The organism is Faecalibacterium duncaniae (assembly GCF_010509575.1).
In the GTDB taxonomy this organism is placed as follows: domain Bacteria; phylum Bacillota; class Clostridia; order Oscillospirales; family Ruminococcaceae; genus Faecalibacterium; species Faecalibacterium duncaniae.
This window is the reverse complement of the sequence record NZ_CP048437.1, coordinates 195,467-221,959: the sequence shown is the minus strand read 5'-3', so window position 1 is coordinate 221,959 and position 26,493 is coordinate 195,467. Positions and strand designations below refer to the sequence as shown.

24 protein-coding genes are annotated in these 26,493 nt (G+C 60.8%); 9 read left to right on the top strand and 15 right to left on the bottom strand.

Features of this window, described 5'->3' with window-relative positions; genetic code table 11:
- The first annotated feature begins 116 nt into the window (after positions 1 to 116).
- On the top strand, positions 117 to 2,156 hold the full coding sequence (locus tag GXM22_RS01020) for an AAA family ATPase (protein WP_005928416.1): 2,040 nt from the start codon (positions 117 to 119) through the stop codon (positions 2,154 to 2,156).
- Positions 2,157 to 2,194: 38 nt separating this feature from the next.
- On the opposite strand, the gene GXM22_RS01015 is transcribed toward GXM22_RS01020, so the two are convergent.
- The 12 genes from GXM22_RS01015 to GXM22_RS00965 all read right to left on the bottom strand — a co-directional run bounded on the left by GXM22_RS01015 (position 2,195) and on the right by GXM22_RS00965 (position 13,312).
- The gene (locus GXM22_RS01015; protein WP_005928419.1) at positions 2,195 to 3,157 is read right to left on the bottom strand and encodes a helix-turn-helix transcriptional regulator; all 963 of its coding nucleotides are present in this window, start codon (positions 3,155 to 3,157) and stop codon (positions 2,195 to 2,197) included.
- A gap of 106 nt (positions 3,158 to 3,263) precedes the next feature.
- Positions 3,264 to 4,124, bottom strand: coding sequence for a prephenate dehydrogenase (locus tag GXM22_RS01010; RefSeq protein WP_005928422.1), 861 nt, complete (start codon positions 4,122 to 4,124; stop codon positions 3,264 to 3,266).
- Positions 4,114 to 5,388, bottom strand: coding sequence for a 3-phosphoshikimate 1-carboxyvinyltransferase (gene aroA / locus GXM22_RS01005; RefSeq protein ID WP_005928426.1), 1,275 nt, complete (start codon positions 5,386 to 5,388; stop codon positions 4,114 to 4,116). The genes GXM22_RS01010 and aroA overlap by 11 nt, the downstream gene beginning before the upstream one ends.
- 1 nt (position 5,389) lies before the next feature.
- Positions 5,390 to 6,406, bottom strand: coding sequence for a 3-deoxy-7-phosphoheptulonate synthase (gene aroF, locus GXM22_RS01000; RefSeq protein WP_005928429.1), 1,017 nt, complete (start codon positions 6,404 to 6,406; stop codon positions 5,390 to 5,392).
- 121 nt (positions 6,407 to 6,527) lie between these two features.
- Complete coding sequence (locus GXM22_RS00995; RefSeq protein WP_005928431.1) at positions 6,528 to 6,992, bottom strand: type II 3-dehydroquinate dehydratase; 465 nt, start codon at positions 6,990 to 6,992, stop codon at positions 6,528 to 6,530.
- Positions 6,973 to 8,235 carry a shikimate kinase gene (locus tag GXM22_RS00990; RefSeq protein WP_005928434.1) on the bottom strand — a complete coding sequence of 421 codons (1,263 nt, stop codon included), beginning with the start codon at positions 8,233 to 8,235 and terminating at the stop codon, positions 6,973 to 6,975. The genes GXM22_RS00995 and GXM22_RS00990 overlap by 20 nt, the downstream gene beginning before the upstream one ends.
- Complete coding sequence (gene aroC / locus GXM22_RS00985; RefSeq protein WP_005928437.1) at positions 8,236 to 9,378, bottom strand: chorismate synthase; 1,143 nt, start codon at positions 9,376 to 9,378, stop codon at positions 8,236 to 8,238.
- Positions 9,379 to 9,381: 3 nt separating this feature from the next.
- The gene (aroB, locus tag GXM22_RS00980; protein WP_005928440.1) at positions 9,382 to 10,425 is read right to left on the bottom strand and encodes a 3-dehydroquinate synthase; all 1,044 of its coding nucleotides are present in this window, start codon (positions 10,423 to 10,425) and stop codon (positions 9,382 to 9,384) included.
- A complete protein-coding gene (locus tag GXM22_RS00975) occupies positions 10,422 to 11,492 on the bottom strand; it encodes a chorismate mutase (protein ID WP_035393171.1) in 1,071 nt (356 codons plus the stop codon). The genes aroB and GXM22_RS00975 overlap by 4 nt, the downstream gene beginning before the upstream one ends.
- A 158-nt stretch (positions 11,493 to 11,650) precedes the next feature.
- Positions 11,651 to 11,812, bottom strand: a complete 162-nt coding sequence (locus GXM22_RS14995) for a hypothetical protein (RefSeq protein ID WP_166444376.1) — start codon at positions 11,810 to 11,812, stop codon at positions 11,651 to 11,653.
- A gap of 4 nt (positions 11,813 to 11,816) precedes the next feature.
- Positions 11,817 to 12,581, bottom strand: coding sequence for a hypothetical protein (locus GXM22_RS00970; RefSeq protein ID WP_005928448.1), 765 nt, complete (start codon positions 12,579 to 12,581; stop codon positions 11,817 to 11,819).
- Between the two features lie 8 nt (positions 12,582 to 12,589).
- Positions 12,590 to 13,312: a lysophospholipid acyltransferase family protein gene (locus GXM22_RS00965; protein ID WP_035393175.1), complete on the bottom strand. Its 723-nt coding sequence runs from the start codon at positions 13,310 to 13,312 to the stop codon at positions 12,590 to 12,592.
- Positions 13,313 to 13,507: 195 nt separating this feature from the next.
- Between GXM22_RS00965 and GXM22_RS00960 the strand changes: the two genes are divergently transcribed.
- The 7 genes from GXM22_RS00960 to GXM22_RS00930 all read left to right on the top strand — a co-directional run bounded on the left by GXM22_RS00960 (position 13,508) and on the right by GXM22_RS00930 (position 21,450).
- A complete protein-coding gene (locus GXM22_RS00960) occupies positions 13,508 to 14,344 on the top strand; it encodes a DUF624 domain-containing protein (RefSeq protein ID WP_005928455.1) in 837 nt (278 codons plus the stop codon).
- Positions 14,345 to 14,383: 39 nt separating this feature from the next.
- Entirely contained in the window at positions 14,384 to 15,757 is a 1,374-nt protein-coding gene (locus tag GXM22_RS00955) for a hypothetical protein (RefSeq protein WP_005928458.1), read from the top strand.
- A gap of 57 nt (positions 15,758 to 15,814) precedes the next feature.
- On the top strand, positions 15,815 to 16,423 hold the full coding sequence (locus GXM22_RS00950; RefSeq protein WP_005928461.1) for a cytidylate kinase-like family protein: 609 nt from the start codon (positions 15,815 to 15,817) through the stop codon (positions 16,421 to 16,423).
- 258 nt (positions 16,424 to 16,681) lie between these two features.
- Positions 16,682 to 18,076: an MATE family efflux transporter gene (locus tag GXM22_RS00945; RefSeq protein ID WP_005928464.1), complete on the top strand. Its 1,395-nt coding sequence runs from the start codon at positions 16,682 to 16,684 to the stop codon at positions 18,074 to 18,076.
- Between the two features lie 45 nt (positions 18,077 to 18,121).
- The gene (locus GXM22_RS00940; protein ID WP_005928467.1) at positions 18,122 to 18,823 is read left to right on the top strand and encodes an HdeD family acid-resistance protein; all 702 of its coding nucleotides are present in this window, start codon (positions 18,122 to 18,124) and stop codon (positions 18,821 to 18,823) included.
- Between the two features lie 161 nt (positions 18,824 to 18,984).
- Positions 18,985 to 20,397 (top strand): NAD(P)/FAD-dependent oxidoreductase, encoded by a 1,413-nt coding sequence (locus tag GXM22_RS00935; protein WP_005928470.1) that lies wholly within the window; start codon positions 18,985 to 18,987, stop codon positions 20,395 to 20,397.
- Positions 20,398 to 20,649: 252 nt separating this feature from the next.
- Entirely contained in the window at positions 20,650 to 21,450 is an 801-nt protein-coding gene (locus GXM22_RS00930; protein ID WP_005928472.1) for a MurR/RpiR family transcriptional regulator, read from the top strand.
- 53 nt (positions 21,451 to 21,503) lie between these two features.
- Here GXM22_RS00930 and GXM22_RS00925 read toward each other — a convergent pair whose 3' ends face one another.
- From GXM22_RS00925 to GXM22_RS00915, 3 genes are all read right to left on the bottom strand, one after another.
- A complete protein-coding gene (locus tag GXM22_RS00925) occupies positions 21,504 to 22,709 on the bottom strand; it encodes a MalY/PatB family protein (protein WP_005928475.1) in 1,206 nt (401 codons plus the stop codon).
- A 185-nt stretch (positions 22,710 to 22,894) separates the two neighbouring features.
- Complete coding sequence (locus GXM22_RS00920) at positions 22,895 to 23,839, bottom strand: transketolase family protein (RefSeq protein WP_005928481.1); 945 nt, start codon at positions 23,837 to 23,839, stop codon at positions 22,895 to 22,897.
- A gap of 1 nt (position 23,840) precedes the next feature.
- On the bottom strand, positions 23,841 to 24,692 hold the full coding sequence (locus GXM22_RS00915; RefSeq protein ID WP_035393178.1) for a transketolase: 852 nt from the start codon (positions 24,690 to 24,692) through the stop codon (positions 23,841 to 23,843).
- 311 nt (positions 24,693 to 25,003) lie between these two features.
- Between GXM22_RS00915 and GXM22_RS00910 the strand changes: the two genes are divergently transcribed.
- A complete protein-coding gene (locus GXM22_RS00910; protein WP_005928488.1) occupies positions 25,004 to 26,455 on the top strand; it encodes a glycosyltransferase family 39 protein in 1,452 nt (483 codons plus the stop codon).
- The last annotated feature ends 38 nt before the right edge of the window (positions 26,456 to 26,493 follow it).

Here is a 26,493-nt window from a genome sequence, read left to right as displayed (position 1 = left end):
ATCCTTTCATTTGACAATAGTGTAACGAACTTTGTCCTTTATTTCAACCCTTTCCTTGCAAAACGTACCAGACTCCACTATACTGAAAGAAAAAGCACTGCACGGAGGGAAGTTTTATGGCATACACCGATGATTGGGAAAGTCTGATGAACGGCGTGTTCGGCCCGGGGGGCAGATTCAAGGCCGCCCCCGGCACTTCTGCACCCAAAGCAGGCGGCAGCGCCGCCCTGCCTGACCTGAACGCGGCGCTTCTGGAACAACAGAAACGGCTGGATGAGCTGTTGAAGCAGCAGAACGCCCAGCTCAAAACCCAGAGCGATGCCACCGCCGCCGCGCTGGAAAGCAGCCGCCAGATGCTGCGGGACATGGAGGACGAAGGCCTGCTGGCCAGGGGCACCACCGACGTGAAGCCGGAGCACCTGGGCAGCTTTGAAGGCCTTGCTGCCGAGGTCAAGCAGACGGTGCTGGGGCAGGATGCTTTTGTGGACAGCGTGGTGCGGGCCATGCGCCGCCCCTTTGTGCTGGGCACCGAAGCCCCCGCCGCCCGCAACGTCATCCTGCTCACAGGCGGGGCAGGCACAGGCAGGCATTTTGCACTGGAAGAAACTGCCCGCCGCATGGCGGCCCGGGGCCTTTTGCAGAGCGACAGGATCGCCACGCTGGATCTGGCCCTTTACCCCAATTCCGGAGCCGAGAAGCTCTTCCTGCAGGACCTCTACGCTGCCCTGCATGCACCCGGGGAGATCCTTGCCTTTGAGCACTATGAGAGCTGTTATCCCGGCTTTCTGAAGACCCTGTCTGATCTGGCCGTCAAGGGCAGTGCCCCCCTGTCCAGCCGGTATCTCGTGAACAAAGAGGGCATCCTTGTGGATGCAGGCACGGCGCTGGCCCCGGGAGCCGTCAGCCGCATCGACCCCTGCGGCAAATACCTCATCTTCTACTCCCACAAGGGCCGGGAGGCACTGGCTGACAAATTCGGCGCGGCGCTGGTGTCGGCACTGGGGGATGTCTGCGAGACGGCCTCCTACACCCGGGAGGATCTGGCCGCCCTTGCCGCACAGCAGCTCAACGCGCTGGCCCAGAAGATCCGCACCCGGCTGGGGCTGACCCTTTCCGCCGGGGCCGACGTGCGGGACTATGTCGCGGCCCAGTGCACCACACAGAAGGGTGCGGCTGGCCTTTCCGCGTGCACTGACCGCATCTTCCGCGCCCTGAGTGAATATTGCCTGCGAACCGATGAAACCCTTACCGGCACCGTGACCCTGACCGCCGGGCCGGAAGGGGTGCTGTTCCGTCTGAACGACGGCGCAGACCAGCCCCTGTTCGACCTGCTGCCTGCGGCCTACACCGGCGCGCTGGATGCCATCCGCGCCGAGATCAACGAGCTGGTGGGCCTTGCCCCGGTCAAGGAATATGTGTTCGGTCTGGCCGACAACCTGCAGGTGCAGCAGCGCCGGGCCGCCGCCGGGCTCAAAACTGCCAGCCTGTCCATGCACATGATCTTCACGGGCAACCCCGGCACCGGCAAGACCACCATTGCCCGGCTGGTGGCACGGTATCTGAAAGCCATCGGTGCCCTCAAGGGCGGCCAGTTGGTGGAGGTGACCCGTGCCGATCTGGTGGGCCGCTACACCGGCCACACCGCCCCCCTGACCAACAGCGTCATTGAAAGCGCGCTGGGCGGTGTGCTCTTCATTGACGAGGCATACAGCCTTTACCGCGGCGAGCAGGACAGCTTCGGGCTGGAAGCCATCGACACGCTGGTGAAGGGGATGGAGGATCACCGGGATGAGCTGGTGGTCATTCTGGCGGGTTACACCAGGGAGATGGAGACCTTCCTCACCGCCAACAGCGGCCTTGCCAGCCGTTTTCCCAACCGGATCGAGTTCCCGGACTACACCGCCGTGGAGCTGCTGCAGATCACCCGGGTCCTTGCCAAAAACAAGGGCTACACCCTGGCCGAAGCCTGCACCGAACCCCTGCTGGGCTATTATGCCCGCTGGCAGGCAGTCGATGCCCGCACCGCCGGCAATGGCCGCCTTGCCCGCAACACACTGGAAAAGGCCATCTTCCACCAGAGCCGCCGCCTTGTCGCCGAGCCCGCCGCTGCCCTGGATCTGATCCTGCCCAGTGATCTGGAATTGAAGGAACCGTAAACACGCAAAAAGGACTGCTTTCGCAGTCCTTTTTCTTGTTATTGATGCTGTTCTGCCAGCCGGGCGGTCATCTCCCGCATTCCCTGCCGCACTTCGGGCGGGGCAACCACTTCTATCTTGCCGCCAAAGCCGCAGACCCAGCCATAGAACTGGTCACTGACGCAGATGGGGACATCAAAATGGAAGCAGCCATTCTCCTCGGGCAGGAACATGGGCGTTGCGCCAAAGCGCTCCCGCATGGCACCTTCCAGATCCGCGGTGCACCGCAGGGTAACGCGATGCTCCGGCCCGCCGTACATTCCAAAGTGCTTGCGCAGATAGGCAGGCAGGTCAAGATCCGCAAACTGCTCCTGACCCCGCCGGGGCGCATCCAGCACCCGGACCCCGCTCATCTTATCCACCCGATAATGGCGGATGCCCTTTTCGTCGGCAAAGGCAATGAGGTAGTAGCACCCGTTCTCCCAGGCCAGCTGCCACGGGCTGACGGACCTTTTCTCTTTCTCGCGGCTGTCGGCTTTTCTGTAGAGGAACTCCACCATTTTACCGTTGTTGATGGCCTCGTGCAGGGCATCGATGCTGTACAGCAGGCTCTTGCTGTCGGTCTTGGGGCGGCCCTCCACATAGACCTGACGCTGCAGCTGGCTGCCCTCGTAGTTGGAGCAGAGCTTTTCCAGCTTGTGGATCAGCCGCCTGCTCGTGGTGCCAGATACCACCCGGCTTGCCTGCACGGCATCCACCAGCAGCTTGAGCTCCGCCAGATCAAAGGTGCGGCTGGCAAGGAAATACCCGCCGCCCCGGCCCCGGCGCAGCTTGATGTCATAGCCCAGCGCACCCAGTGCCTCAATATCGCTGTACACGCTCTTGCGCTCGCAGCGGATGCCCTGCGCCTCCAGCAGCTCCACCAGCTGCGGCACGTTCAGCAGGTGGTTTTCATCGGTCTGCTGCTCAAAAATGCGCAATAGCGCCAGCAGCTTGGATTTCTGGCCTTCCTGTTTGGGCATTCGGTACACCTCATTTTTTCGTGTTGTGCCAAACCTCTCAGTCTCGATTCCAGCTCTCCCCAGCAGGGGAGCTGAAAAAAAACAGCAGTGCTGCGTGCTGAAAAGGTTACGGCGCTTTCTTATCAAACGCCGCGCGGCGCTGGGTGGACAGGCGGAACATCTCCTCCAGCTTTTCCCGGTCATCAGCCACAAGGGCGTTGCGCATCTCGTTCAGCGCCCCGCTGAACTGGTCGATCTCGGAGATAAGGTTTTCTTTGTTCCAGAGGAACAGCTCCGCCCACATCTTATCGTTGATGCGTGCAATGCGGGTCAGGTCCCGGAAGGAATCGCCGGTGTACTCGCACAGCGAGGTATTGTCGTTGGCGCACATCAGGCTGACGGCGATGGCATGGCAGAGCTGGCTGACATAGCCGATCATCCTGTCATGCTCCTGCACGGTCAGGGTGCAGATATGCTTGAAGCCCAGCACCTCGGCCAGCTCCCTGGCCCACTGAACGGCCTCCGGGGTGTTCTTTTCCGTGGGGGTCACAATGAAGTTGGCCGGGGCAAAATTCACCTCGGCGGCGTGCTCCACGCTGGAGGTCTCACGGCCCGCCATGGGGTGGCTGGCAATGAACTCCACGCCCGGCCTGCACATGGCCTGAATGGGCTCCACCAGACCGGTCTTTACGCCCGACACATCGGTAAAGATGCAGCCCTCCTTCAGCAGGTGGCCGTAGGTCCGGAACCACTCGAGCAGGGCCGTGGGGTACAAACCGAAGATGATATGATCGGCCTGACATACCAGATCCTCAAAATCGTGGGTCTTGCCGCTGGCGATATAGCCGTGGTCGAGGGCATACTGCAGATGGCCCTCGCTGCGGTTGATGCCGTCCACATGGAACCCGGCCCTGCTCAGCTCCAAGGCGTACTTGCCGCCCAGCAGGCCCAGGCCCACAATGAGATAACGCTTTGATTTATCCAACATGTTCCACCTCCGCGCCCAAAGGCTTGATGGCTTCCAGAAAATCCGGCCAGCTCTTGGCAACGGCCTCGGCCCCGCTGATGGGCAGGGCCAGCCCGGCGGCCAGCGCCAGCACCGCAAGGCTCATCACCACGCGGTGGTCGTTGTGGCCGGAAAGCGGCTGCTCCGGGGCATGGAGCGCGCCGGCACAGCCATGGATGGTAATGGTGCCGCCCTCGCTCTCCAGCTGCCCGCCGCAGGCCCGCAGCTCGGTCTCCATGGCCTCGATGCGGTCACTCTCCTTGATGCGGAGACGCTCGGCGTTGCGGATGACCGTGGTGCCCTCACACAGCAGGCCCAGCACCATCAGCACGGGGCCCAGGTCGGGGCAGTCGGCAAGGTCGATGTCCGTTCCGTGGAGCGGGGCCTTTTCAAACACCACGCCCTGCCCGGTGCGGGTGAATCTTGCACCGCACCGCCGGAGGATCTCCAGAATGGCGGCATCGCCCTGCAAGGTCTCCTCAGACAGGCCGGTGATGGCCACCCCGCCGGTCACAGCGCCCAGCACGGCAGGAAAAGCCGCCTGGCTGTAATCGCCCTCCACGGTGTAATCACCGGGAAGATAGTGCTGCCCGCCGGGAATTTCCAGCGTGTTTTCATCCAGCCAGCGGCTCTCCACGCCAAAGGCGTGCTGCACCGCGCGGGTCATATCGATGTAGCTCCGGCTCTCCACAGGCGGGATGAGGTGCAGGGTGCTGGTGCCGCCCAACAGGGGCAGGGCAAACAGCAGCCCGCTGATGAACTGGCTGGACACGTTGCCCGCCAGCTCGTATTCGCCCGGGGTCAGGGCACCTTCCACAGTCAGGCGGTCCGCGCCCTGCTCAAAGCGCAGGCCCTGCTGCTGATACAGCGTTTTGTAGACCGACTGGGGCCGCTCCATCAGCCGCCCACGGCCTGTAAAAGTCACTTCCTGCCCGGTCAGGCTGGCCAGCGGGATGAGGAAGCGCAAGGTACTGCCGCTCTCACAGCAGTCCACGGGGGCATCAACCGGCAGAAAGCGGCCAAGCCCCTCCACCACCGCGTCGTTTTCACCGGTGGTGACACGGGCGCACAGTCGGCCCGCCGCGCCCAGCGTGGCGGAGATATCCTTGCTGAAGGCAAGATGGTGGAGATGGGAGGTTCCCTTTGCCAGCGCCGCGCAGAGCACCGCCCGGTGAGCCATGCTTTTGCTGGGCGGCGCGGCGATCCTGCCCGCCACTGGGCGGGCGCGTTTTACCACCACATCCATCTTACATATCCCGGCCAATGGCCCATGCGACCTGACGGCACTTTGCCATGGCCTGTGCAAAGGCATCCGGGGTCAGGCACTGTGCGCCATCGCTCCATGCGTGGCGGGGATCATAGTGGACTTCCACCTCCAGACCGTCGGCACCGGCGGCCACAGCGGCGATCATCATCGGCTCAACCAGATTGGCCTTGCCGGTGGCGTGGCTGGGGTCCACGATGATGGGCAGATGGGTCTTTTCGTGGATGATGGGCACAGCGGAGAGGTCGAGGGTGTTGCGGGTGTATTTTTCAAAGGTGCGGATGCCCCGCTCGCAGAGAATGACCTGCTCGTTGCCGCCGGCCATGATATACTCTGCGGACATGATCCACTCCTCGATGGTGTTGCACAGGCCGCGCTTGAGCAGAACAGGCTTGTGCATCTTGCCCACGGCCTTGAGCAGCTGGAAATTCTGCATGTTGCGGGCACCGATCTGCACCACGTCCACATATTCCTCAAACTCCGGGATCCGGTCCTCGCTCATCAGCTCGGACACGATGGGCATTCCGGTGGCCTCCCGTGCCTTGACCATATCGAGGATGCCCTCGGTCTCCAGACCCTGGAAGGAGTAGGGAGAAGTGCGGGGCTTATAAGCGCCGCCGCGGAACAGGCTTGCACCGCCCGCCTTTACGCCGTTGGCAATGCGCAGTGCCTGCTCCTCGCCCTCGATGCTGCAGGGGCCTGCCATCACGGCGATCTTCTCGCCCCTGCCGATCTTCACGCCGCCGCAGTCGATGATGGAATCGGCGGGGTGGAACAGGCGGTTGGCCCGCTTATAGGGAGCGGACACGCGGGTGACGTTGTCGATCCAGGGGTTGGCCAGCACGTCGCGCTCATCGATCTTGGTGGTATCGCCCACCAGACCGAACACATTGTAATCCTTGCCGGTGATCAGGGTCACATCCAGGCCCTGTTTCTCGAATTTGTCTACGATCTTTTCCAGCTCTTCCTTGGGGGTGCCTTTTTTGGTCGAAATGATCATCTTGTTTCTTTTCCCTTCTGTTTTGTCTCTATGCTTTCAGTTTTGCTGCACAGCCTGCCCTACTTGCCAAGGGCTCCCCCTTCGGGGGAGCTGGCGAGCGAATGCGAGACTGAGAGGGTTGTTACTGCACCAGGTGCGTCTGCGCGCCGCCATCCAGCCGGAGCAGCTGCACAAGGTAAGCGCAGGCATGGAGATATCCGCTGACCCCCTCGCCTGCAAAGCGGCCCTGACAGCCAAAGGAGACCACATCCACGCTGCGGAAGGGCTCCTTGCCGCTGGGGTCGGCCAGCATCACTTCCACGGCGGGCACGCCGCACACCTGCAGCGCTTCCAGAATGGCCACGCTGTAATAGGCATAGCCGCCCGGGTTGAGGATAATGCCATCGGCCCGGCCTGCCGCCGACTGGATCTCATCGATGAGGTCACCCTCGTGGTTGGACTGGAAAAAGTCCACCTGAACATCCATCTGGGCACATCCCGCCTCGATATAATCCAGCAGTGTATTAAAATCGATCTGCCCCTCCATGCCCGGCTCCGTGAACTGGGTCAGGTTGAGGTTGGGACCGTTAATGACTAAAAATTTCATCCAGCGCCTCCATTGCCGCCGTCACGGCATCCGCAGGGGTGGTCTTGTTGGGGATCACAGCATCCGCTGCCGCCAGATAGAGCGGGCGGCGCTGGGCTTCCATGGTTTTCAGGGCCTCGGGGCTGGTGGAAAGGGGCCTTCCGCCGCCCACCAGCAGATCTTCCAGCGGCCGGTCGATAAAGAGCACGATGCCGTTGGCGTGGAGCGCCCGGAGGTTTGCCGGGTCTTTGACCACGCCGCCGCCGCAGGAGATGACCTGCCGGTTCTCCCTGGCAAAGCGGGCGGTCTGCGCGGCCTCCAGCTTCCGGAAGCCTGCCTCCCCCTCAGCGGCAAAGATGTCCGGGATGCTCCGGCCGTCGGCCTTGACGATCTCCTCGTCCAGATCCACGAACCGCTTGCCCAGCCGTTCCGCCAGAGCGCGGCCCAGGGTGGATTTGCCCGAGGAGGGCATCCCGATGAGGGCAATGTTCAGCTGTTCCCGCCGCAGCTCGCTGGTCACACGGGCGATCTCGGCACCGGCATCCTCAAACTTGCGGTCGAGGAAAAATTCTGCCGCGTACACTGCCTGCGCCACCAGCATTTCCAGACCGCCGACGGCAACGGGCACCCCCAGCTCTTCGGCCCGGAGGATGAGCTCGGTCTTATCGGGATTATAGATGACATCGATCACGGCTTCCAGCCCGGGCATGGAGGTGATATCCAGGGCGCTCACGCCCGCATTGGGGTACATGCCCACCGGCGTGGTGTTGATGATGATCTGCGCCCCGGTGGTCAGGGCCTGAGCATAAGTCAGCTCTCCCTTTTCGGGGTCGGGATGGCGGCTGACGGTATAGATCTGTTTCGCGCCCCGGTCATGGGCCACGGCCCAAGTGGTGTTGTGGGTGCCGCCGGTGCCCAGAATGAGCACAGTCCTGTCCTTGAACTCCACACCGTGTGCATCGCACAGGTAGGAGAAGCCGGGATAATCGGTGTTGTAGCCGTAGAGCAGGCCGTTCCTGTTGACGATGGTGTTCACAGCGTTGATGGCCTTGGCGTGGGGGTCGATGTAGGAGCAGTACTCCATGACCACCAGCTTATAGGGGATGGTGACATTGATGGCCCTGAACTGCCGCCGGGTCAGAAAGGCCCGGACTTCCTCTTCCGTGGGCAGGGGGCACAGGTCGTACCGGTAGCCGCAGAGCATCTCGTGGATGACCTTGGAGTAGGAGTGGCCCAGCCGCCCGCCGATGAGTCCGTATTCCATTTACAGCACCTCCTTGCGGTAGCCGGTGGGGTCCTCCATCCAGGCCATGCCGTATTTTGCGGTGAGCAGGTCGCCCACGGCCAGCGCGGCGGCGCAGGTCTGCACAATGGCGGCCCGGGGCACGATGCAGGGGTCGTGGCGGCCCTGAATGGACAGCTCCGCGTCCTTCTTTGCGATATAATCCACCGTGTCCTGTGTTTTGTAGATGCTGGGGGTAGGCTTGACCGCCGTGCGGAACACCACGGGCATCCCGTTGGAGATGCCGCCGTTCAGGCCCGCATTGTGGTTGGTGGCGGTGACGATGCGCTCCCCCTGCATCCGGAAGGCATCGTTGGCCTCCGAGCCCTTCTGGTCCGCAAAGCCGAAGCCGGAACCGAACTCGATGCCCTTGACCGCCGGGATGGAGAAGGCCAGGTGAGAGAGCTTGCTCTCCACGCTGTCGAAATAGGGTTCACCCACGCCTGCGGGCAGGCCCAGAATGGCGGTCTCCAGCACACCGCCCACACTGTCGCCCTCGGCACCGGCGGCACGGATGGCAGCTTTCATGGGTTCCTCCACACTGCCGTCCAGCAGGGCAAAGTCCTCGGACTTGTTCAGCAGTGCCTCGGCCTGCGCCGCCAGCGCGGCGGGATCATCCAGCGCAAAGGGGGCATCGCTGATCCCGGCACACCGCCCGATGTGAGTCACGATCTCGATCCCGGCCCGGTTCAGGGCTCTCAGCACCAAAGCGCCGCCCGCCACCAGCGCGGCGGTGACGCGGCCCGAAAAGTGGCCGCCGCCCCGGGCATCCTGATAGCCGTGGTACTTGGCGTAGGCGGTGTAATCCGCATGGCCGGGCCGCAGCAGGTCAGCCGTTTTGGCATAGTCGCCGCTGCGGGTGTTCTGGTTTTCGATCATCAGGGCAATGGCGGTGCCGGTGGTGCGGCTGTTGACCACGCCGGACAAAAACTGCACCGCATCCCCCTCCACACGGGGGGTGGAAAGGCCGTCGCCCCGGGCACGGCGCTTGTCCATGCAGGCAGCAAGAAAGGCTTCCTCCACAGGCACGCCCGCTGCCATGCCGTCCAGCACCGCGCCGACAGCCCTGCCGTGGCTCTCGCCAAAAATGGTCAGTGAAAGGTCGCTGCCAAAGGTGTTTTTCATGGCTTACTCCTCCACACCCAGCAGGGGGCGCAGGCCCTCCACGGGGATGGTCTCGGCCCGCCAGCAGCCCAGACCCGGCACCTTGATCACCGTGATCTGGCCGCCCTGAGCCTTTTTATCGTGCAGCATCTCGGCCAGCACCTTTTCCTTGTTATAGGTGGTGCGGGTGGGCAGGCCGATGCGGCGGTAGACCGCCCGCACCCGCTTCTGCAGCGCCTTGGATTCGATCATGGGCAGCATCCCCAGCGCCACGCACTCGCCGTGGAACAGGCCCACGGTGCGGCGGCCCTTGATGCCCTTGACGGCCTCGATGCCGTGACCGATGGTGTGGCCGAAGTTCAGGGCCTTGCGCATCCCGCGCTCGGTCTCATCCTGCTCCACGACGTTCTTCTTGAACCGCAGGCTGCGGTAGATGATCTCGCTGATCTGGGTGTCGATATCGCCCTTTTCAAAGATGGCGAACAGCTCGGGGTCCGCCAGCAGGCCTGCCTTGACCGCCTCCGCCAGGCCGTTGATGTAGTGGCGGCGGGGCAGGGTGGAAAGGGTGGCCGGGTCCACGATGACCAGCTTGGGCTGCCAGAACGCGCCCACGATGTTTTTGGTATCGCCCAGATCCACAGCGGTCTTGCCGCCGATGGAGGAATCGATCATGGAAAGGGTGGTGGTGGGGCAGTTGATGAAATCGATGCCCCGCATGTAGATGGCAGCGGCAAATCCGGCCAGATCACCGACCACACCGCCGCCCACGGCCACCACCAGGTCGCCGCGGCCCATGTTGAACTCCAGCATCTGCCGGAGCACCGTTTCCAGGATCTTGAAGCTCTTGCTGGCCTCGCCCTGCGGCACCGTGATGATGGTGGATTCCCGGCACTGGTCGGCCACGCGCTGGGCATATTCGGCAGGCACGCCGCTGTCGGTGACAACGGCCACCTTGCGGTCCAGCCGGGCAAACTGGTACAGGTTTTCCAGTGCACCGTTTTTCAGGATGATATCATAACTGCGCTCGCCCAGATTCATGGTGAGCTTTGTCCCGATGAAATCGCTCATTTCGTATACACTCCTAACAGCCGTACCGTGCGGCAGACATGATTCAGCTCGCGCAGCAGCGCGGCGGTCTTTTCGGCGGCGGGGTCTCCCACCAGCTCGACATAAAAATAATAATCAAAGGGGACGTGGGGCAGCGGGCGGCTCTTGATGGACTCCATATCGTAGCCGCTGGCACCGATGACCTGAATGACCTCGGCCAGCTTGCCGGGCTTGTTGTCCAGCGTGAACAGCAGGGAGAACCGGTTGCCCGCCGTGGGCTTTTCGCGGCTGAGGACGATGAAGCGGGTGGTGTTGTCGCCGTCGGTGTTGATGCTGGGCACCAGCACCTCCAGCCCATACAGGGCGGCCGTTTCCACGCTGGCAATGGCCGCCTTGGTCCGGTCGCCGCTCTCTGCCACGAACTTTGCCGCCATGGCCGTGTTGGGCATGGCCGTGGCAGGCAGGCCGAACTGCTTCAGGAAGGTCTCGCTCTGGGCAATGGCCTGCTGGTGGCTGTACACACGGGTCAGGTCGGAAAGCTGGGTGCCGGGCAGCACCAGCAGGTTCTGGGAGATGGGCAGGTCGTAGACATCCACCACCCACAGCCCGGGGTGGTTGTAACACAGGTCCAGCACCGCCGACACATCCCCCGCGTGGCTGTTCTCAAAGGGCACCACGCCGTGGGCGGCATCGCCCTTTTCCACGGCATCGAACACCTCATCCCAGGTGGGGCAGCTCACAGCCTCGGCATGGGGAAAGAGCGCCCGGAGCGCGATGTGGGCAAAGGCACCCTCCACGCCCTGATAGGCGGCGCGGTTGCGGCCCAACACCTCGGCTTCGTACTGCTTGGCCACGTCCATCATGTTCTGCACATGGTCCCGGTAATAGGGGCGCAGGGCCGGGTCCCCGATCCGCGCTTCGGCCTTGTCCAGCACCACCTTTTCGCGGGCGGCATCAAAGATGGGCAGGCCGTGGGCCTTTTTGTATTCCGCCACGCTGAGCACCGCCTTCATCCGCCGCTCAAACAGGGCAGCCAGCTGGGCATCCACCGTGTCGATCTCCCGGCGGGCCTGTTCCAGTGCGTCCATCATTCCACATCCTTTGCATTTCGTGATACTGGATTAGTATACCATAACTCGGACACGGAAACAACAAAGGGCGCACGGTTTCAGGGTGGACAACTTTTCAACTAGCACCTGCAAGAAGCGAATAGAATTGAAGAGGTGCCGCCCGTGGCAGCACCTCTTCAACGTTTCAGATCTTCCCGGCTCCGCGCCGTTCCATAGTATCTCCCATAGGGGTTTTCCAGCTCAGCGGCACGGGGCGGAGCGGGCGCGGCCGGCGGCTCCGGCACGGGGGCCGGGCGGCGGGGCGCGCCTTTTTCCCGGCGCAGGATACGGAACCGCATCGGCTCACCCCTCCGCTTCCACGGTGGAGACTGCCCCGGCGGTCAGTGCCTGCCAGAGCTCCTCGCCGCCCGCAAGGTTCTCCTCGGTGCCGGTGTTCCAGGCCCCGCGCATCCCGACATAGAAATCCGCGAGATAGGTCTGGCTGTCGCCGCCCTGGGCGTGGGTGGTGTCGGCCCGGTACTCGCCCAGGTCAAGCCCGGTCAGCACCGGGCAGTCCGTCCAGCGGTAGACCATGTTCCACCAGTCGCTGTCGCTTCCGGCCTCGGGCAGGGTGCCGTCCAGATACCGCAGGGAGCCGGTGCTCTCCTGAAAGCCCGCCGGGTCATACAGCAGGAACACCGAACTCAGGCCGCCCGCCACATCCGTGGACAGCTTGGTGGTGCCCGCCATGGTCAGGTAGGCATCGCTCTCGGTCTGGGTATCCCCGGCAGAATAATCCAGCGTGTAGACATTCAGGGTCACGACCGTCTTGCCGTCACCGTTCAGGTCCTCGCCATACCGGGCCAGCTGCTCCTGCAGGGCGGTCACGGTGTCATCCGGCAGGTAGTAGGGGGCCACCACTGCCACATTATAATCGGGCTTGGTGGTAAAGAAATACTGCCCGATGAAGCTGTAAGCCACAAAGGCCGCGGCAATACCGATCAGGAGGACCCACTTGAGGTTATAATCCCACCAGTTGGCCCAGCGCTCTTTGCGGGTATACTGTTTTTCCGCCCGCGGGGCAAGGTCTGCGGGGTCGATGTCCCGCTCGTAACGATAGCTTGCCATAGTTCTCCTTACAGTTGGGCCAGAATGGTCTGGCGCACGGCATCGGGCAGCTGCTTCTGTTCAGCCTTGCTCATGCCTGCGGTCTGAATGGCGGGCAGGATGCGCACCCGGATATCGCCGGGCGTGGCCCGCAGGCCGTGGCCCTCAAACAGGCCCCGCGCACCGGAGATGGCCACCGGCACCACGGGCACCCCCGTCTTGATGGCAATGCGGAAGGCACCGGCTTTGAACTCGCCCGCGCCGCCCTCTTCGCCCTTGTAGCGGGTGCCCTCAGGGAAGATGACGAAGCTCCGGCCGCTCTCCACGATGGCAGTGGCATCGTTCAGGGCCTTGACGGAAGCGCGGATGTCATCCCGCTTGACGAACACACAGCCCAGCAGCTTCATCCAGCGGTTGAGCAGGGGGATCTTTTCCAGCTCCTCCTTTGCCAGAATGCCGTGGGGCGCGTCCAACGCAGTCAGCAGGATGGGGATATCATAGTAGCTGCGGTGGTTGCCCACGAACACGCAGGGCCCCGCCGGGATATTCTTCTGCCCTTCCACCGTCATCCGGGCCCCCGTAACATGCAGGATGCCCCGGCTCCAGCGGGGGATGTTGGCCTTGACGATCTGCTCCACCGTGTCCAGATCCCCGGCAGCCAGGGCGCGCTCGGCCCGGCGCAGGGTGGCATAGTGCACGATCATATAGCCAAACAGATAAACGAATAACGCAATGGTGCGTAAAATGCTCAAATTCCTTTCCTCCTTCCGGCCCAAAAGGCCAGTATCATTGTAACATACTTTGGGGCAAAATGGGAGAGAACACACTTTTTTTACAAATGCGTGCTTTTTAGCTTGCAAAATCCACAAAATCCGGGTATATTTATAAGCAGAAAGGTAGCACAATGGCATTGCTGCCCATTACAAAAGAGAGGTATTCCGGAACAAATGGGTTTATTTCCTTCTTCTAAAGATTTCAAGGACGGGCCGGGCGTTGAAAAGGACACGCCCCGCAAAACGGGCGTAGGCCGCTTTTTTGAGCTGGTGGGCCGCGATATGAGCAGCATGTTCCTTGCAAACCTGCTCACCTGCATCGGCTTTCTGCCGGTGATCTGCCTGGTGTACATCGGCTTCCTGATGAACAACCTGACCGTGATGATCGTCAGCGCCATCGCGGGCGGCATCCTTGCAGGCCCCGCACTGGCCGGCATGTACGACACGGTGCTGCGCGCCCTGCGTGACGAGGCCGGTTACTGGTGGACAACCTACCGCCGGGCCTTCCGGCAGAACTTCAAGGCCAGCATCCTGCCCGGCATCCTGTACTGCGTGATCGTCACGGTGCAGATCTTCCTGGTCTATTTCTGCTTCAACATGCTGTACCACGGCACCAACGTGGGCGTTCCCATGTGGGTGGCCACGGTGCTGAACCTCGTGCTGTTCCACATGCTGTTTTCCTACATGTGGCCCCAGATCGTGCTGCTGGATCAGCCCCTGCGCCTGACGCTGAAAAACAGCCTGAACTGCATGATCGCGTTCCTGCCCCACGCGCTGGCCGCAGCGCTGGTCACCATCCTGTTCTGGGGCCTGGTGATCCTGTGCATGCCGCTGGGCCTGCTGCTGATGCTGGTGTTCGGCTTCTGGTTCCAGTGCGAGATCTGCTGCCAGATCGTCTACGGCGACCTGAACCGGGTGTTCCACATTGAGGAGAGCATCCAGAAGCTCCACGATGCCCAGCTGGAAAAGGAGCTGCGCGCCGAGCGCGGCCAGGACACCCCCGAAGAATAACACTGCGCCGTCCACAGCGCGCAAAGGAGAGAAGTGCGGATGGAACAACGGAACAATCTGGTGCTGCACGGCACCGAGACCTTCTCCCGGGGCGCACTGGACAATGTGGCGCTGGAAAGCGGCGCGGTGGTGCTGGATTCCTCCGCCGGCCGCTATCTGCCCTACGGCAGCTATACCACCCCGGAGTTCGCCATGCCGGCCTTCTGCAACCTGAATGTCAGCTGGAACGCCAGCGCTCCCCACAACACCATGGTCGAGGTGCGCTGCCGGGTCTATGCCGGGAACACCTGGACCGGCTGGCTCAGCTTTGGCAAGTGGGCACCGGATTATCCCCGCTGCAGCATCAAAGCCCAGAGCGAGGACGGGCTGGTGTTCCTGATGGGGGACACCGTCACCGTTGCCACACCGGGCGGCGGCACCGGCATCCAGCTGCAGGTGAACCTTTCCACCAACGATGACAAGGCGACCCCTGCTGTCCGGCTGCTGGCCGCTGCCGTGCGCCCCCTTGCCTGGGAGAAGCACAACGGCCACCCGCTGAACCGGCGGCTCTACCTGCCGGAATATTGTCTGAGCGCCCACGACCCCAGCTTTGGCCGGGAGATGGACCTGCCCCTTGTGATGGCGGCCCTGATGAACCGCTACGGCGAGGATATCCTGCCCGAGGAAGTTGCCTACGCCATGGAGGACAAAGCCACCAGCTCCACCGGCAATGCCGCCTTTGCGGCTGCGGCGGCGGGCTGCTGCGGCTATCCCTGCTGGCAGGCCTGGATGGATCTGGCCGACCTGCGCGCCCAGATCCACGATGACTGCTCCATCGCAGTCCGGGTGGAGCGCCGCGTCCGGGGCCAGCGGGACCCCGTGGGGGTCTGGATGGGCCTGCGGGGCTTTGGGCACGATGATGCCGTTCTGGCGGATTTCGTGCTGCTGAACGACCCCACTGCCGACAGCGACGGTGCCGTGAACTGCACCATGGCGCTGTCGGATTTTATGCGATACTTCACGGGCCGGGCCATTGCCCTGCGGCCCAAGCAGCGGGAAGTGGCCGCCGACCTGCCCAACCGGGTGCGATGCGACCTGACCCGCGCCGAGGATGGCAGCTATTTCTTTGAGCAGCGGGGCCAGCAGGACCCGCTGCCGGAGGATTTTTCCGGCTGGGCGGCCTATGCCGTCCACGATGGCGTGGCCCACGCCACCACTGCCCACCGCACCTTCCGCCGGATGGAGCGCACGCCCGAGGGCGGGCTGCTCTTCCCGCCCGAACAGCTGGCCGCAGGCGGCCGCTGCAGCGTGTACGCGGTGGACCAGACCGGGCGGATGCGGGTGGCGGAAGTCCGTCTCCCCGCGCCCCCCAAGCCCGCGGCAGAGCCTGCCGCACCCCAACAGGACCCAAGCACCGTGCAGTCCGGCCTCTGAGCCGGCAGCGCAAAGCGCTTTTCGGGATAGAAACCACAACATAGGGAGGAACACATTATGGCAAAAACGATCATCACCATTGGACGTGAGTACTGCACCGGCGGCAACTACATCGCAGAGGATGTTGCAAACGCACTGGGCATCAAGCTCTACGACAAGGAGCTGATCACCATGGCCGCAAAGCACTCCGGCCTCTCGGAGGAAGCCGTAGCCGCCAGCGAAAAACGCCGCACCCACAGCCTGCTGTACAGCCTGTATACCATGGGCAACGAGCTCCCGCTGGGTGATCAGGTGTTCATCCTGCAGAGCCGCATCATCAAGCAGCTGGCCGAGGAAGGCCCCTGCGTCATTCTGGGCCGCTGCGGTGACTATGTGCTGCGGGATCGCAAGGATGTGCTGCGCGTGTTCATCTACGCACCGGTGGAATGGCGGCGTGAGCTGGCCAAGACCGACCCGCTGGTCAAAGCACACGACGAGAAGGGCATCAAGGAAGAGATCGAAAAGACCGACCGCAACCGTGCTGCCTACTACAACTACTACACCCAGAACCGCTGGGGCGATGCCCACAACTATGATCTGGCCATCAACGCCGCCCTGGGCCGCGAGACCTGCGTCAAGATGATCCTGGACGCTGTCGCCGCCAAGGAAAAGACCATGGCTGAGTGATCCCCGCCGGGCCGGACGGCCCAAAAAACAATGCTGCTTCGTGGGTAGGGTGCTTTTGTGCTCTGCCCACGTTTTGGGCAACGGCAACGACCACCGCCAGTGGCGGATGAAGGGAGGAGCCGTTGGCGCGGCGGTCAGCGAAACGCAGGTGCTGTTTACAGCACGAAGCGATCGCCGGACACCACAGGAGAGGCGGGACACCTCCCTCCTGTTCAAGCATAAACCCTCGTCTATCATTCAACGTCAAAAGGAGAAATCGTGGAAAACAAACAGCTCAATCTTTCCGAACCCGAAAATATCATGGGCACCATGGATGTCAACCCGCTGCTGATCAAGCTCAGCATCCCGATGATGATCTCCATGCTGGTGCAGGCACTGTACAACGTGGTGGACTCGATCTTTGTCGCCCGTGTCAGTGAGAACGCCCTGACCGCCGTCTCTCTGGCCTTTTCGCTGCAGAACATGATGTTCGCCGTGGGCATCGGCACCGGCGTGGGTGTCAACGCCCTGCTCTCCAAGAGCCTGGGCGAAAAGAACCAGTCCCGCGCCAACAAGACCGCCGAGAACGGCCTGTTCCTGGCACTGTGCAGCTACCTGGTCTTTCTGGTGCTGGGCCTGACCGTTGTGCGCCCCTACTTCTACGCCCAGACCGCCGATGCCGACATCGCCGAGCAGGGCATCCGCTACCTGACCATCTGCTGCGTGCTCAGCCTGGGCATGTTCATGCAGGTGATGAACGAAAAACTGCTGGCCGCTACCAGCCGCACCACCCTGAGCATGATCAGCCAGCTGGTGGGTGCCATCGTCAACATCATCCTTGACCCCATCTTCATCTTTGGCTACTGCGGCGAGGCTCTGTCCGGCACCACCGGTGCAGCTTTGGCCACCGTCATCGGCCAGTTCTGCGGCGCAGGGGTCTCCTTCTACCTCAACCTCCGCAAGAACCCCGATATCCAGCTGGATTTCAAGGGCTTCCGCCCCAGCGCCGAAGCCATCAAACGGATCTACGTTGTCGGCCTGCCCAGCATCGCCATGCAGTGCGTGGGCAGCGTGATGACCTTCCTGATGAACCAGATCCTCATGGCCTTTACCGCCACCGCCGTGGCCGTGTTCGGCGTTTACTTCAAGCTGCAGAGCTTCGTGTTCATGCCCATCTTCGGCATGAACAACGGCATGGTGCCCATCATCGGCTACAACTACGGTGCCCGCAAGCCCGACCGCGTCAAAAAGACCATCAAGTGTGCCATGTTCTATGCTGAAGCCATCATGCTGGTCGGCTTCCTGCTGTTCCAATTCCTGCCCGACAAGCTGCTGGGCCTGTTCTCCGCCAGCGAGGCCATGCTGGCCATCGGCAAGCCTGCCCTGCGCATCATCTGCTTCCACTTCCTGCTGGCCGGCATGAGCATCATCCTGTCCTCCACCTTCCAGGCGCTGGGCAACGGCATGTTCAGCCTGATCATCTCGGTCTGCCGCCAGCTGGTGGTCCTGCTGCCCGCCGCCTGGCTGCTGAGTAAGACCGGCAATGTGAATATGGTGTGGTGGTCCTTCGTCATTGCAGAGCTGGTCAGCGTGACCCTGAGCTTTGTGTTCTTTGCCCGCCTGGACAAAAAGATCATCGAGCCCATGTACGACAACGCTGCCGCTGCACAGTAAACCGTTTCAGAACCCGTCCGGCACAAGAAAGGAACGTGACCTTTTATGGCAAAGAAGTTGAAATGGAATCTGATCCTGATGAGCGTGCTCTACCTGGGGCTGGGCATCTTCCTGCTCATGCGGCCCTCCACCGCCCTCAACGTGGTCTGCTACGCCCTGGGCGGCGTGGTGCTGGTGTGCGCCGCCGTTCAGCTGGTGCGCTACTTTGCCGTGGAGCGCGGCATCTTTCAGAGCCAGCTCACCCTCATCTCGGGCATCATCTGCCTGGGCCTGGGCGCGTTCCTCATCCTCCGCAGCGACATCGTGGTGCGCATCCTGCCCATCGTGTTCGGCCTGTTCGTTATCTTCGACAGCCTGGGCCGCATCCAGAACGCTCTGGACCTGCGCCGCTGTGAGTACCCCAGCTGGAAGGGCTTCCTGCTGCTGCCGGTGCTCAGCGTGGTGCTGGGCGTGGTGATGATCCTGAACCCCTTCGGCACCATGGAGACGCTGGTCATGGCCATTGGCATCATCCTCATTATCGAGGGTGCCATCAACCTGCTCAGTGCCCTGTACACCGTGCTGGCCATCCGCCGCTTTGCCAAGCTCCACCCCGAGACCCAGTCCATGCTGGAATCCCTGACCGGTCAGGATCTGAACGGTGACGGCGTGATCGCCCCGGACATCGCCCCTGCCGACGTGGAAGCCTCCGCCGTGGAGCTGGATCATGTGGATGAGAGCGCGGAAGTGGAGCAGGAAGAGGATTAAACTCCCTCCGTCATCGCTGCGCGATGCCACCTCCCTCCATGAGGGAGGCTTTGGCCACCCCCATAAAGCTTCCCTCCGAGAAAAGGCTCCCTCTCCGAGGGAGCTGTCGCCGACAGGCGACTGAGGGAGTTTGTAACTAATAGTAAAGGATAAAACTAGAGATGGAAAAATACGATCTGATCATTGTGGGTGCCGGTCCGGCCGGCATCTTCACTGCTGTAGAGCTGCTGCGCCACGGCAGCAAGAAAAAGATCCTGCTGGTGGAAAAGGGCAAGCCGGTGGAAAAGCGCCACTGCCCCAAGGCCGAGCTGGGCCACTGCGTCAACTGCCGCCCCACCTGCGCCATCACCACCGGCTTCTCCGGTGCAGGCGCGTTCTCGGACGGCAAGCTGAGCCTCTCCTATGAGGTGGGCGGCGACCTGCCCAGCCTGATCGGCGAGGAGTTCGCACAGGAGCTCATCCATTACACCGATAAGATCTACCTCGAGTTCGGTGCCGACCCCCATGTGGAGGGCATCTACACCGGCGAGGACATCAAGGAGATCCGCAAGAACGCCATCCACGCCGGCCTGAAGCTGGTGGACTGCCCCATCCGTCATCTGGGCACCGAGAAGGCCCAGCAGCTGTATCTGGCCATCCAGAACTATCTGGCCGACAACGGCGTGGAGATGCTGTTCAGCACCGAGTGCGAGAACATCATCCTGGAAAACGAGGAGTGCAAGGGCGTGTTCATCAAGGGACCCAAGGACGAGGAAGCCCATGCTGTTTATGCCGATACTGTGGTCATCGGCACGGGCCGCCGCGGTGCCGACTGGCTGGAGAAGATCTGCGCCGAGCACCACATCGCCCACAAGCCCGGCACCGTTGACATCGGCGTGCGCGTGGAGTGCCGCAACGAGGTCATGGAAAAGGTGAACAAGGTGCTGTACGAGTCCAAACTCATCGGCTACCCCAAGCCCTGGAAGAACAAGGTGCGCACCTTCTGCCAGAATCCCGGCGGCTTTGTGGCTCAGGAGAACTACGACAACGATCTGGCCGTGGTCAATGGCCACAGCTTCAAGGAGAAGAAGAGCGAGAACACCAACCTGGCCATCCTCGTCTCCCACAACTTCACCGAACCCTTCAACCAGCCCATCGCCTACGCCCAGAAGGTGGGTGAGCTGACCAACATGCTGGGCGCGGGCCACATCCTGGTCCAGCGCTACGGCGACATTCTGGACGGCAAGCGCACCTGGCCCAAGGAGCTGGCGCAATCCAACGTCAAGCCCACCCTGAAGGATGCCGTGGCCGGTGATATCACCGCCGCCATGCCTTACCGCGCCATGACCAACATCATTGAGTTCATCAAGATGCTGGATATGGTCGTGCCCGGCTTTGCCGCCAACGAGACCCTGCTTTACAGCCCCGAGCTGAAGTTCTACTCCAACAAGGTCAAGATGGACGAGAACCTCGACACCAACATCCGGGGTCTGCACTGCCTGGGTGACTCCTCCGGCTGGACCCGCGGCCTGATGATGGCCTCCGTCATGGGCGTGCTCATGGGCCGGAAGCTGGCCGAAAAGGAAGGGTGCTGATCGCACCTTCCCGCCCCTCAAAACGCAAAAAGGACTGCTCCAGCGGAGCAGTCCTTTTTTGTAATTTCAGCGCAGCTTATTCCGGTTTGGAGAATTTGACAGGCAGCGGGTTCTGGCGGGATCCCGGTTTATTTTGGAATGAGATGCATTTTCTTGCCAGATTCAATTGATTTTTCACCAAAAAATCGGTATACTATTCCAAGAGTACTGTGCGTTGTGCCCAATGCACAGCGCGCACAGGGAGGTATTGCTATGCACGATTCCCCGGGAAGCGTCGTCACCCAGCTGTGCTCCGGGCTCCAGCTTTACAGCGCCGAACGGCGCATTGCGGACTGCATTCTTGCAGATGTAAAGTGGGCCTCGGTCGCCACCTCTGCGGAGCTTGCAAAGGCCAGCCACTCGTCCGAAGCCACGGTCACCCGGCTGTGCCACAAGCTCGGCTACGCAAATTACCGCAAATTCCAACTGGAGCTTGCGCGGGATGTGCTGGAGCAGCAGGAAACGGAGGCCCGCAAAAGGCCCCCCAATGACCCGCTGCATCAGGCCCTGCTCGATCTTCAGAACAACCGTCAGGAGGAGGTTCAGGCCACCATTCAGGCCTTGAACCTTGTCCAGCTGAGAAAGGTGCTTTCCATTCTGCGGGCGGCAGAGATCATTGAGATCGAAGCCAACGGCAGCAGCCTGCCCGTTGCCATGGATGCTTCGCTCAAGCTGGGCAGTCTGGGCAAGCGCTGCATGATCAGCCCGGTGCCAGAAAAGGCACGGTCTTTCGCTTCGGCACTGACCCCAAAAGATGCCCTGCTGCTCATTTCCAGCGCAGGCCGCTGCGAGGCGTTGGAGACGGCCGCCCGTGCCGCCAAGAAGAACGGCACACCGGTCATCCTCATCACCTGCGACAAGCGCTCGGCGCTGGCAGGCCACGCCAGCTATACCCTGCTGGCCTCCAACCGTATCCAGCGCATTGCCAGCGATATGATGCCTTCCCAGCTTTCGGCAGCGCTGGTGGTGGAGGCGCTCTACTACCTGCTGGTGGGCAATTTCGATCTGAAGTAAGCGCAAAAAAGTCCCGGCCGTTCTGGTCGGGACTTTTTGCTGTGTTTAAGCGATCATGCGTTAAAAACGTACTTGTCCATGCGGTGGAACGCCTCCTCGATGCGGGAACGGGGAGAAGCCAGATTCATGCGCAGGTGGCAGGGGCCAAAGAACATGGTGCCGTCCTGGATGGCAGCGCCCACATCCCAGCAGGCGTGCTCCACATCCTCAATGGTCTTGCCGTGGGCCTTGCACCAGTCGGTGCAGTCCACGAACAGCATGTAGGTGCCCTGCGGCTTGGAGACGGTCACGCCCTCGAAGTGCTTCTCGATGTAATCGCAGGCAAAGTCGATGTTGCCGGTCAGCACCTCGCAGAGCTCGTCGGTCCACTCGTAGCCCTCGGGCTTGTAAGCACCGATCAGGGCGTGCATGGAGAGAACGTTCATCATGTTGTAGTGGCTCAGGCTGGACTCTTTTTCCATGCGGTCACGCCACCAGCTGTTGTAAACGATATGGTAGCTGCCCACCAGACCAGCCAGATTGAAGGTCTTGGAGGGGGCATAGAAAGCGGCAGTGCGCTGGCGGGCATCCTCGCTCACAGACTGGGTGGGGATGTGCTTGTTTCCGCTCAGGATGATGTCCGACCAGATCTCATCGGAGACCACATACACATCGTACTTCTTGTACAGCTCCATGGCCTTTTCCAGCTCCCAGCGCTCCCACACACGGCCGCAGGGGTTGTGGGGGTTGCACATGATGGCGGCATGGATCTTTTCCTCTTTCAGGTGCTTTTCCATGTCCTCAAAGTCCATCCGCCACACGCCGTTCTCATCCTTGACCAGCGGGCTGTGGACAGCCTCGTAGCCGTTGTTCTTCAGGCTCATGGTGAAACCGATGTAGGTGGGGCTGTGGATCAGGATCTTGTCGCCCTTGGAGCAGACGCAGTTCAGGGCGCTGATCACGCCGCCCAGCACGCCGTTCTCGTAGCCGATGCACTCCTTGGTCAGGCCCTGCACGCCGTTGCGCTTTGCCTGCCACCGGATGATGGAATCGAAGTATTCATCGGTGGGGTTGAAGTAGCCAAACGCGGGGTGGTTGGTGCGCTCGATGATGGCTTCCTGGATGGTGGGCACGGTGGGGAAGTTCATATCGGCCACCCACATGGGGATGGCGTCAAAGCCCTCCTTGGGGGCGGCGGGGGCAAAGCCGGTGCCAAGGCCATCCACTGCAATGGCATCCTTGCCGTGGCGGTCCATGATGGAAGTGAAATCGTATTTCATAGCGGTGCTCCTTCTCTCAAAATTTTTATCTGGCCCCACTTTAACACACTTTGCCGCCGGGTGCAAGCAGCCAGCACGTTTCCCCGGATATCGTGCGGAAAAATCACGAATTTTTACGGTAATTGCACGCAAAAAGCCGATCGGCATACGCCGACCGGCTTTTTTATTGGTATTGACTTTCTGGATCAGCCCAGCATCTCGTGAGCGGTCTTGCAGATGGTCGCTGCATCCAGACCGTACAGCTTGAGCAGGTCCCATGCGGGGCCGGAGCAGCCGAACTTGTCCTGCACGCCCACGCGGCGGACAGGGGTGGGCAGCTTCTCGCTCAGGACAGCGCAGACGGCCTCGCCCAGACCGCCGATGACGCTGTGCTCCTCGGCGGTGATGACCTTGCCGCACTCCTTGGCGGCCTTGAGGACGATCTCCTCATCCAGAGGCTTGATGGTGTGGATGTTGATGACCCGGGCGTGGATGCCCTCGGCAGCCAGCTGCTCGGCAGCCAGGCGGGCCTCGTTGACCATCAGACCGGTGGCGATGATGGCAATGTCGTTGCCCTCGGTGATCTGCTCGCCCTTGCCCAGCTCAAAGTGGTAGGTGGCCTCATCGTGGAACACAGGCACAGCCAGACGGCCGAAGCGCAGGTAAACAGGGCCCTGCATGGCGTAAGCGGCACGCACAGCGGCGCGGGCCTCCACATCGTCTGCGGGGCAGATCACGGTCATGCCGGGCAGGCTGCGCATCAGGGCAAAGTCCTCGCAGCACTGGTGGGAAGCACCGTCCTCGCCCACAGAGATGCCGCCGTGGGTGGCACCAATCTTGACGTTCAGGCGGGGGTAGGCGATTGAGTTGCGGATCTGCTCAAAGGCACGGCCTGCGGCAAACATGGCAAAGCTGGAAACAAAGGGAACATAACCCATGGTGGCCAGACCTGCGGCCACGCCCATCATGTTGCCCTCGGCAATGCCGCAGTCGAAGTGACGGTCCGGGTACGCCTTACGGAACATGCCGGTCTTGGTGGCGGCAGCCAGATCAGCGTCCAGCACCACCAGGTCGTCGTGGCCCTCGGCGGCCAGCTCTTTCAGGGTGTTGCCGTAGCTGTCACGGGTAGCGATCTTCTTCACTTCTGCCATCTTACTTGTCCTCCTCTTCCAGCGCGGCGTAAGCTGCATTCAGCTCCTGCATGGCCTGTGCGTATTCCTCATCGTTGGGGCCCTTGCCGTGCCAGTCAACGGAGTTCTCCATAAAGGAAACGCCCTTGCCCTTGAGAGTATCCAGAATGATGCAGGTGGGCTTTTCGTTCTCAGCGCGGAAAGCGGCGATGGCGCTCTCAATGGCATCAAAATCGTGGCCGTTGATGGTCAGCACGTTGAAGTTGAAGGCCTTCAGCTTCTCCTCCAGCGGGGCGCTGTTCATCACGGTCTCGGTGGTGCCGTCGATCTGCAGATGGTTGCGGTCCAGCATAACGCAGAGATTGGACAGGCCGTAGTGAGAAGCAAACATAAAGGCCTCCCAGCACTCGCCTTCTTCCACCTCGCCGTCACCCAGGATGGTGTAAACATTGATGGGCTTACCGGCGTGCTTGGCACCCAGTGCCATGCCGCAGGCGGCGCTCACGCCCTGACCCAGACTGCCGGTGGACATATCCACGCCCGGCACACTGTTCATGTTGGGGTGGCCCTGCAGGTAGCTGCCGATCTTGCGCAGGGTCTTGAGGTCCTCCACCGGGAAGAACCCACGCTCAGCCAGCGCGGCGTACAGCGCCGGAGCCGCATGGCCCTTGGAGAGCACCAGACGGTCGCGGTCAGGGTTCTTGGGATCCTTCGGATCCACCTTCATCTCTACGAAATAGAGGTACGCCAGCACCTCGGCGATATCCAGGCTGCCGCCCGGATGGCCGCACTTGGCGCTGTGAGTGCCCTCGATCACGCCCATGCGGATGTGGCAGGCGTGTTTTGCCAGGGTAAGCTTTTCTGCATTTGTCATCTTTGGTCCTCCCGTATGAACCTCAGCGTTTGCATCGGATATGGTACGCACCCGGGCCGTACGCCCCGATGCGCTATTTCTCAAGTCTATATTATCTATTCTATGCAAAAACGTCAAGGTTCTTTCGTCAAAATGTACATCCCTTGGCAAAATCGCTTGTAAATGTTCCCGTTTTTGTTGAAAATGCAGGGCCATTTTGCCCCCGCAAAACATTTTTGCAGCTTTTGACCGCTTTGCAATATCATCTTTTGCCGCTGTATGATATAATAAGATGAATTTGTTTGCTTTTTTTATCATTTTGGGAGGTTCCTATGTCTTTTTCCTCACCCACATCCCAGGCACAGCGCAGCCGCAGGATTTTTCCCTTGCTGTTGTACCTGTATGCCTTTGTGCTGTTCGCCATGCACTTTGTCCGCATTTTTGACAACTCCTTCTGGGGAGATGAAGGGTTCAGCATCGGCCTTGCCCAAATGAATGTTTTTGAAATGCTCCAAGTCACAGCGGCAGATAACCATCCGCCGCTGTACTATCTTTTCACACAGCTCCTATATCATCTTCTGGGCAATCACGGATATGTCTATCATCTGTCGGCTCTGATTCCCTATGGACTCATTCTGATTCTTGCCTGTACAGTGATTTTCAGACAGTTCGGATTGATTCCCGCAGTTGTTGTTTCCACTTTTGCCTCTTTGACTGATACCGCTATTATGTTCAATGTCGAGGCCCGAATGTATTCACTCGGCGCTTTCTTTGTGTTAGCGGCCTATCTGGCACTCCATAACATTCTTCATTCCGGTAAAACCTCCGATTGGATCATTTTCAGCGTCGCCTCTCTTTGTGCCGCTTATACGCACTACTATGCCCTGATTTCCGTTGCATTTTTCTATCTGGCTCTGCTTTCTCTGCTTCCGCAGGATAAGAGCAGCTTCAAAAAAATCCTTATCACTTATTGTGCCGCAGTGGTCGTATACCTTCCCTGGCTTCTGGTATTGCTTCCCACTTTCAAACGTGCTGCAGCAGACTGGTGGTCCACCTTCATTCCTTCTCCGATCAATTGTATCGGATTCTTCTTCAATCCTTCTTGGACAGTCCTCATTTTCGGTCTTGCATTCCTTCTTTATTTCACAGCACAGGCCAAGTCGTCCTCTAAATGGCTCTTCGCCCCTGATACGATCTGGCTTTTGACCGGCTTGCTTTCTGCCGCCGGCACCTCTGCAGTCGGGCTGATCGTTTCATATGCCTTTCGCCCGCTTTTTCTCGTTCGATACCTTTATCCGCTCACCGCAGTCGTTTACCTGGTTTTTGGCTTTCTTCTGTCTAAAGTCCGTTGGAGAACCATTCTGTCCAGTATTCTGATTTTGGGAACGCTGGTGTGCAGTCTACCGGATTTCTACCAAACCTATCAGCGGGAAAAGCGCATCGACCTTGCGACTACCCAGTGTCTGGAAGTTATTACCCCCTCTCAGGATGCAGTTCTTTATACAACGAACTACTTCCTAGACTGGACACTCTTTGATTATTACTTTCCGGGACGCGTCCATGCTCAAATCGAATCCTCCAATATTTCTCAGTGCTTCACTTCTTCCGATCCTGAGATCTGGCTCTTTATGGAACATGCGCTTTCTGATGCCGAATTGAATGCAGCCTCCGACAATGGTTATTCTCGCACCAATGTCTGTAACAGTACATTTGCAGAAGGCCCCGGTGAAGATTCCTTTTATTACATCTACAAATTTCAAAAATCCGCAAACACCGCCCCGTAACCATCCTCATCCGCTGAGCTTGACAAGGCGGCTTTGCA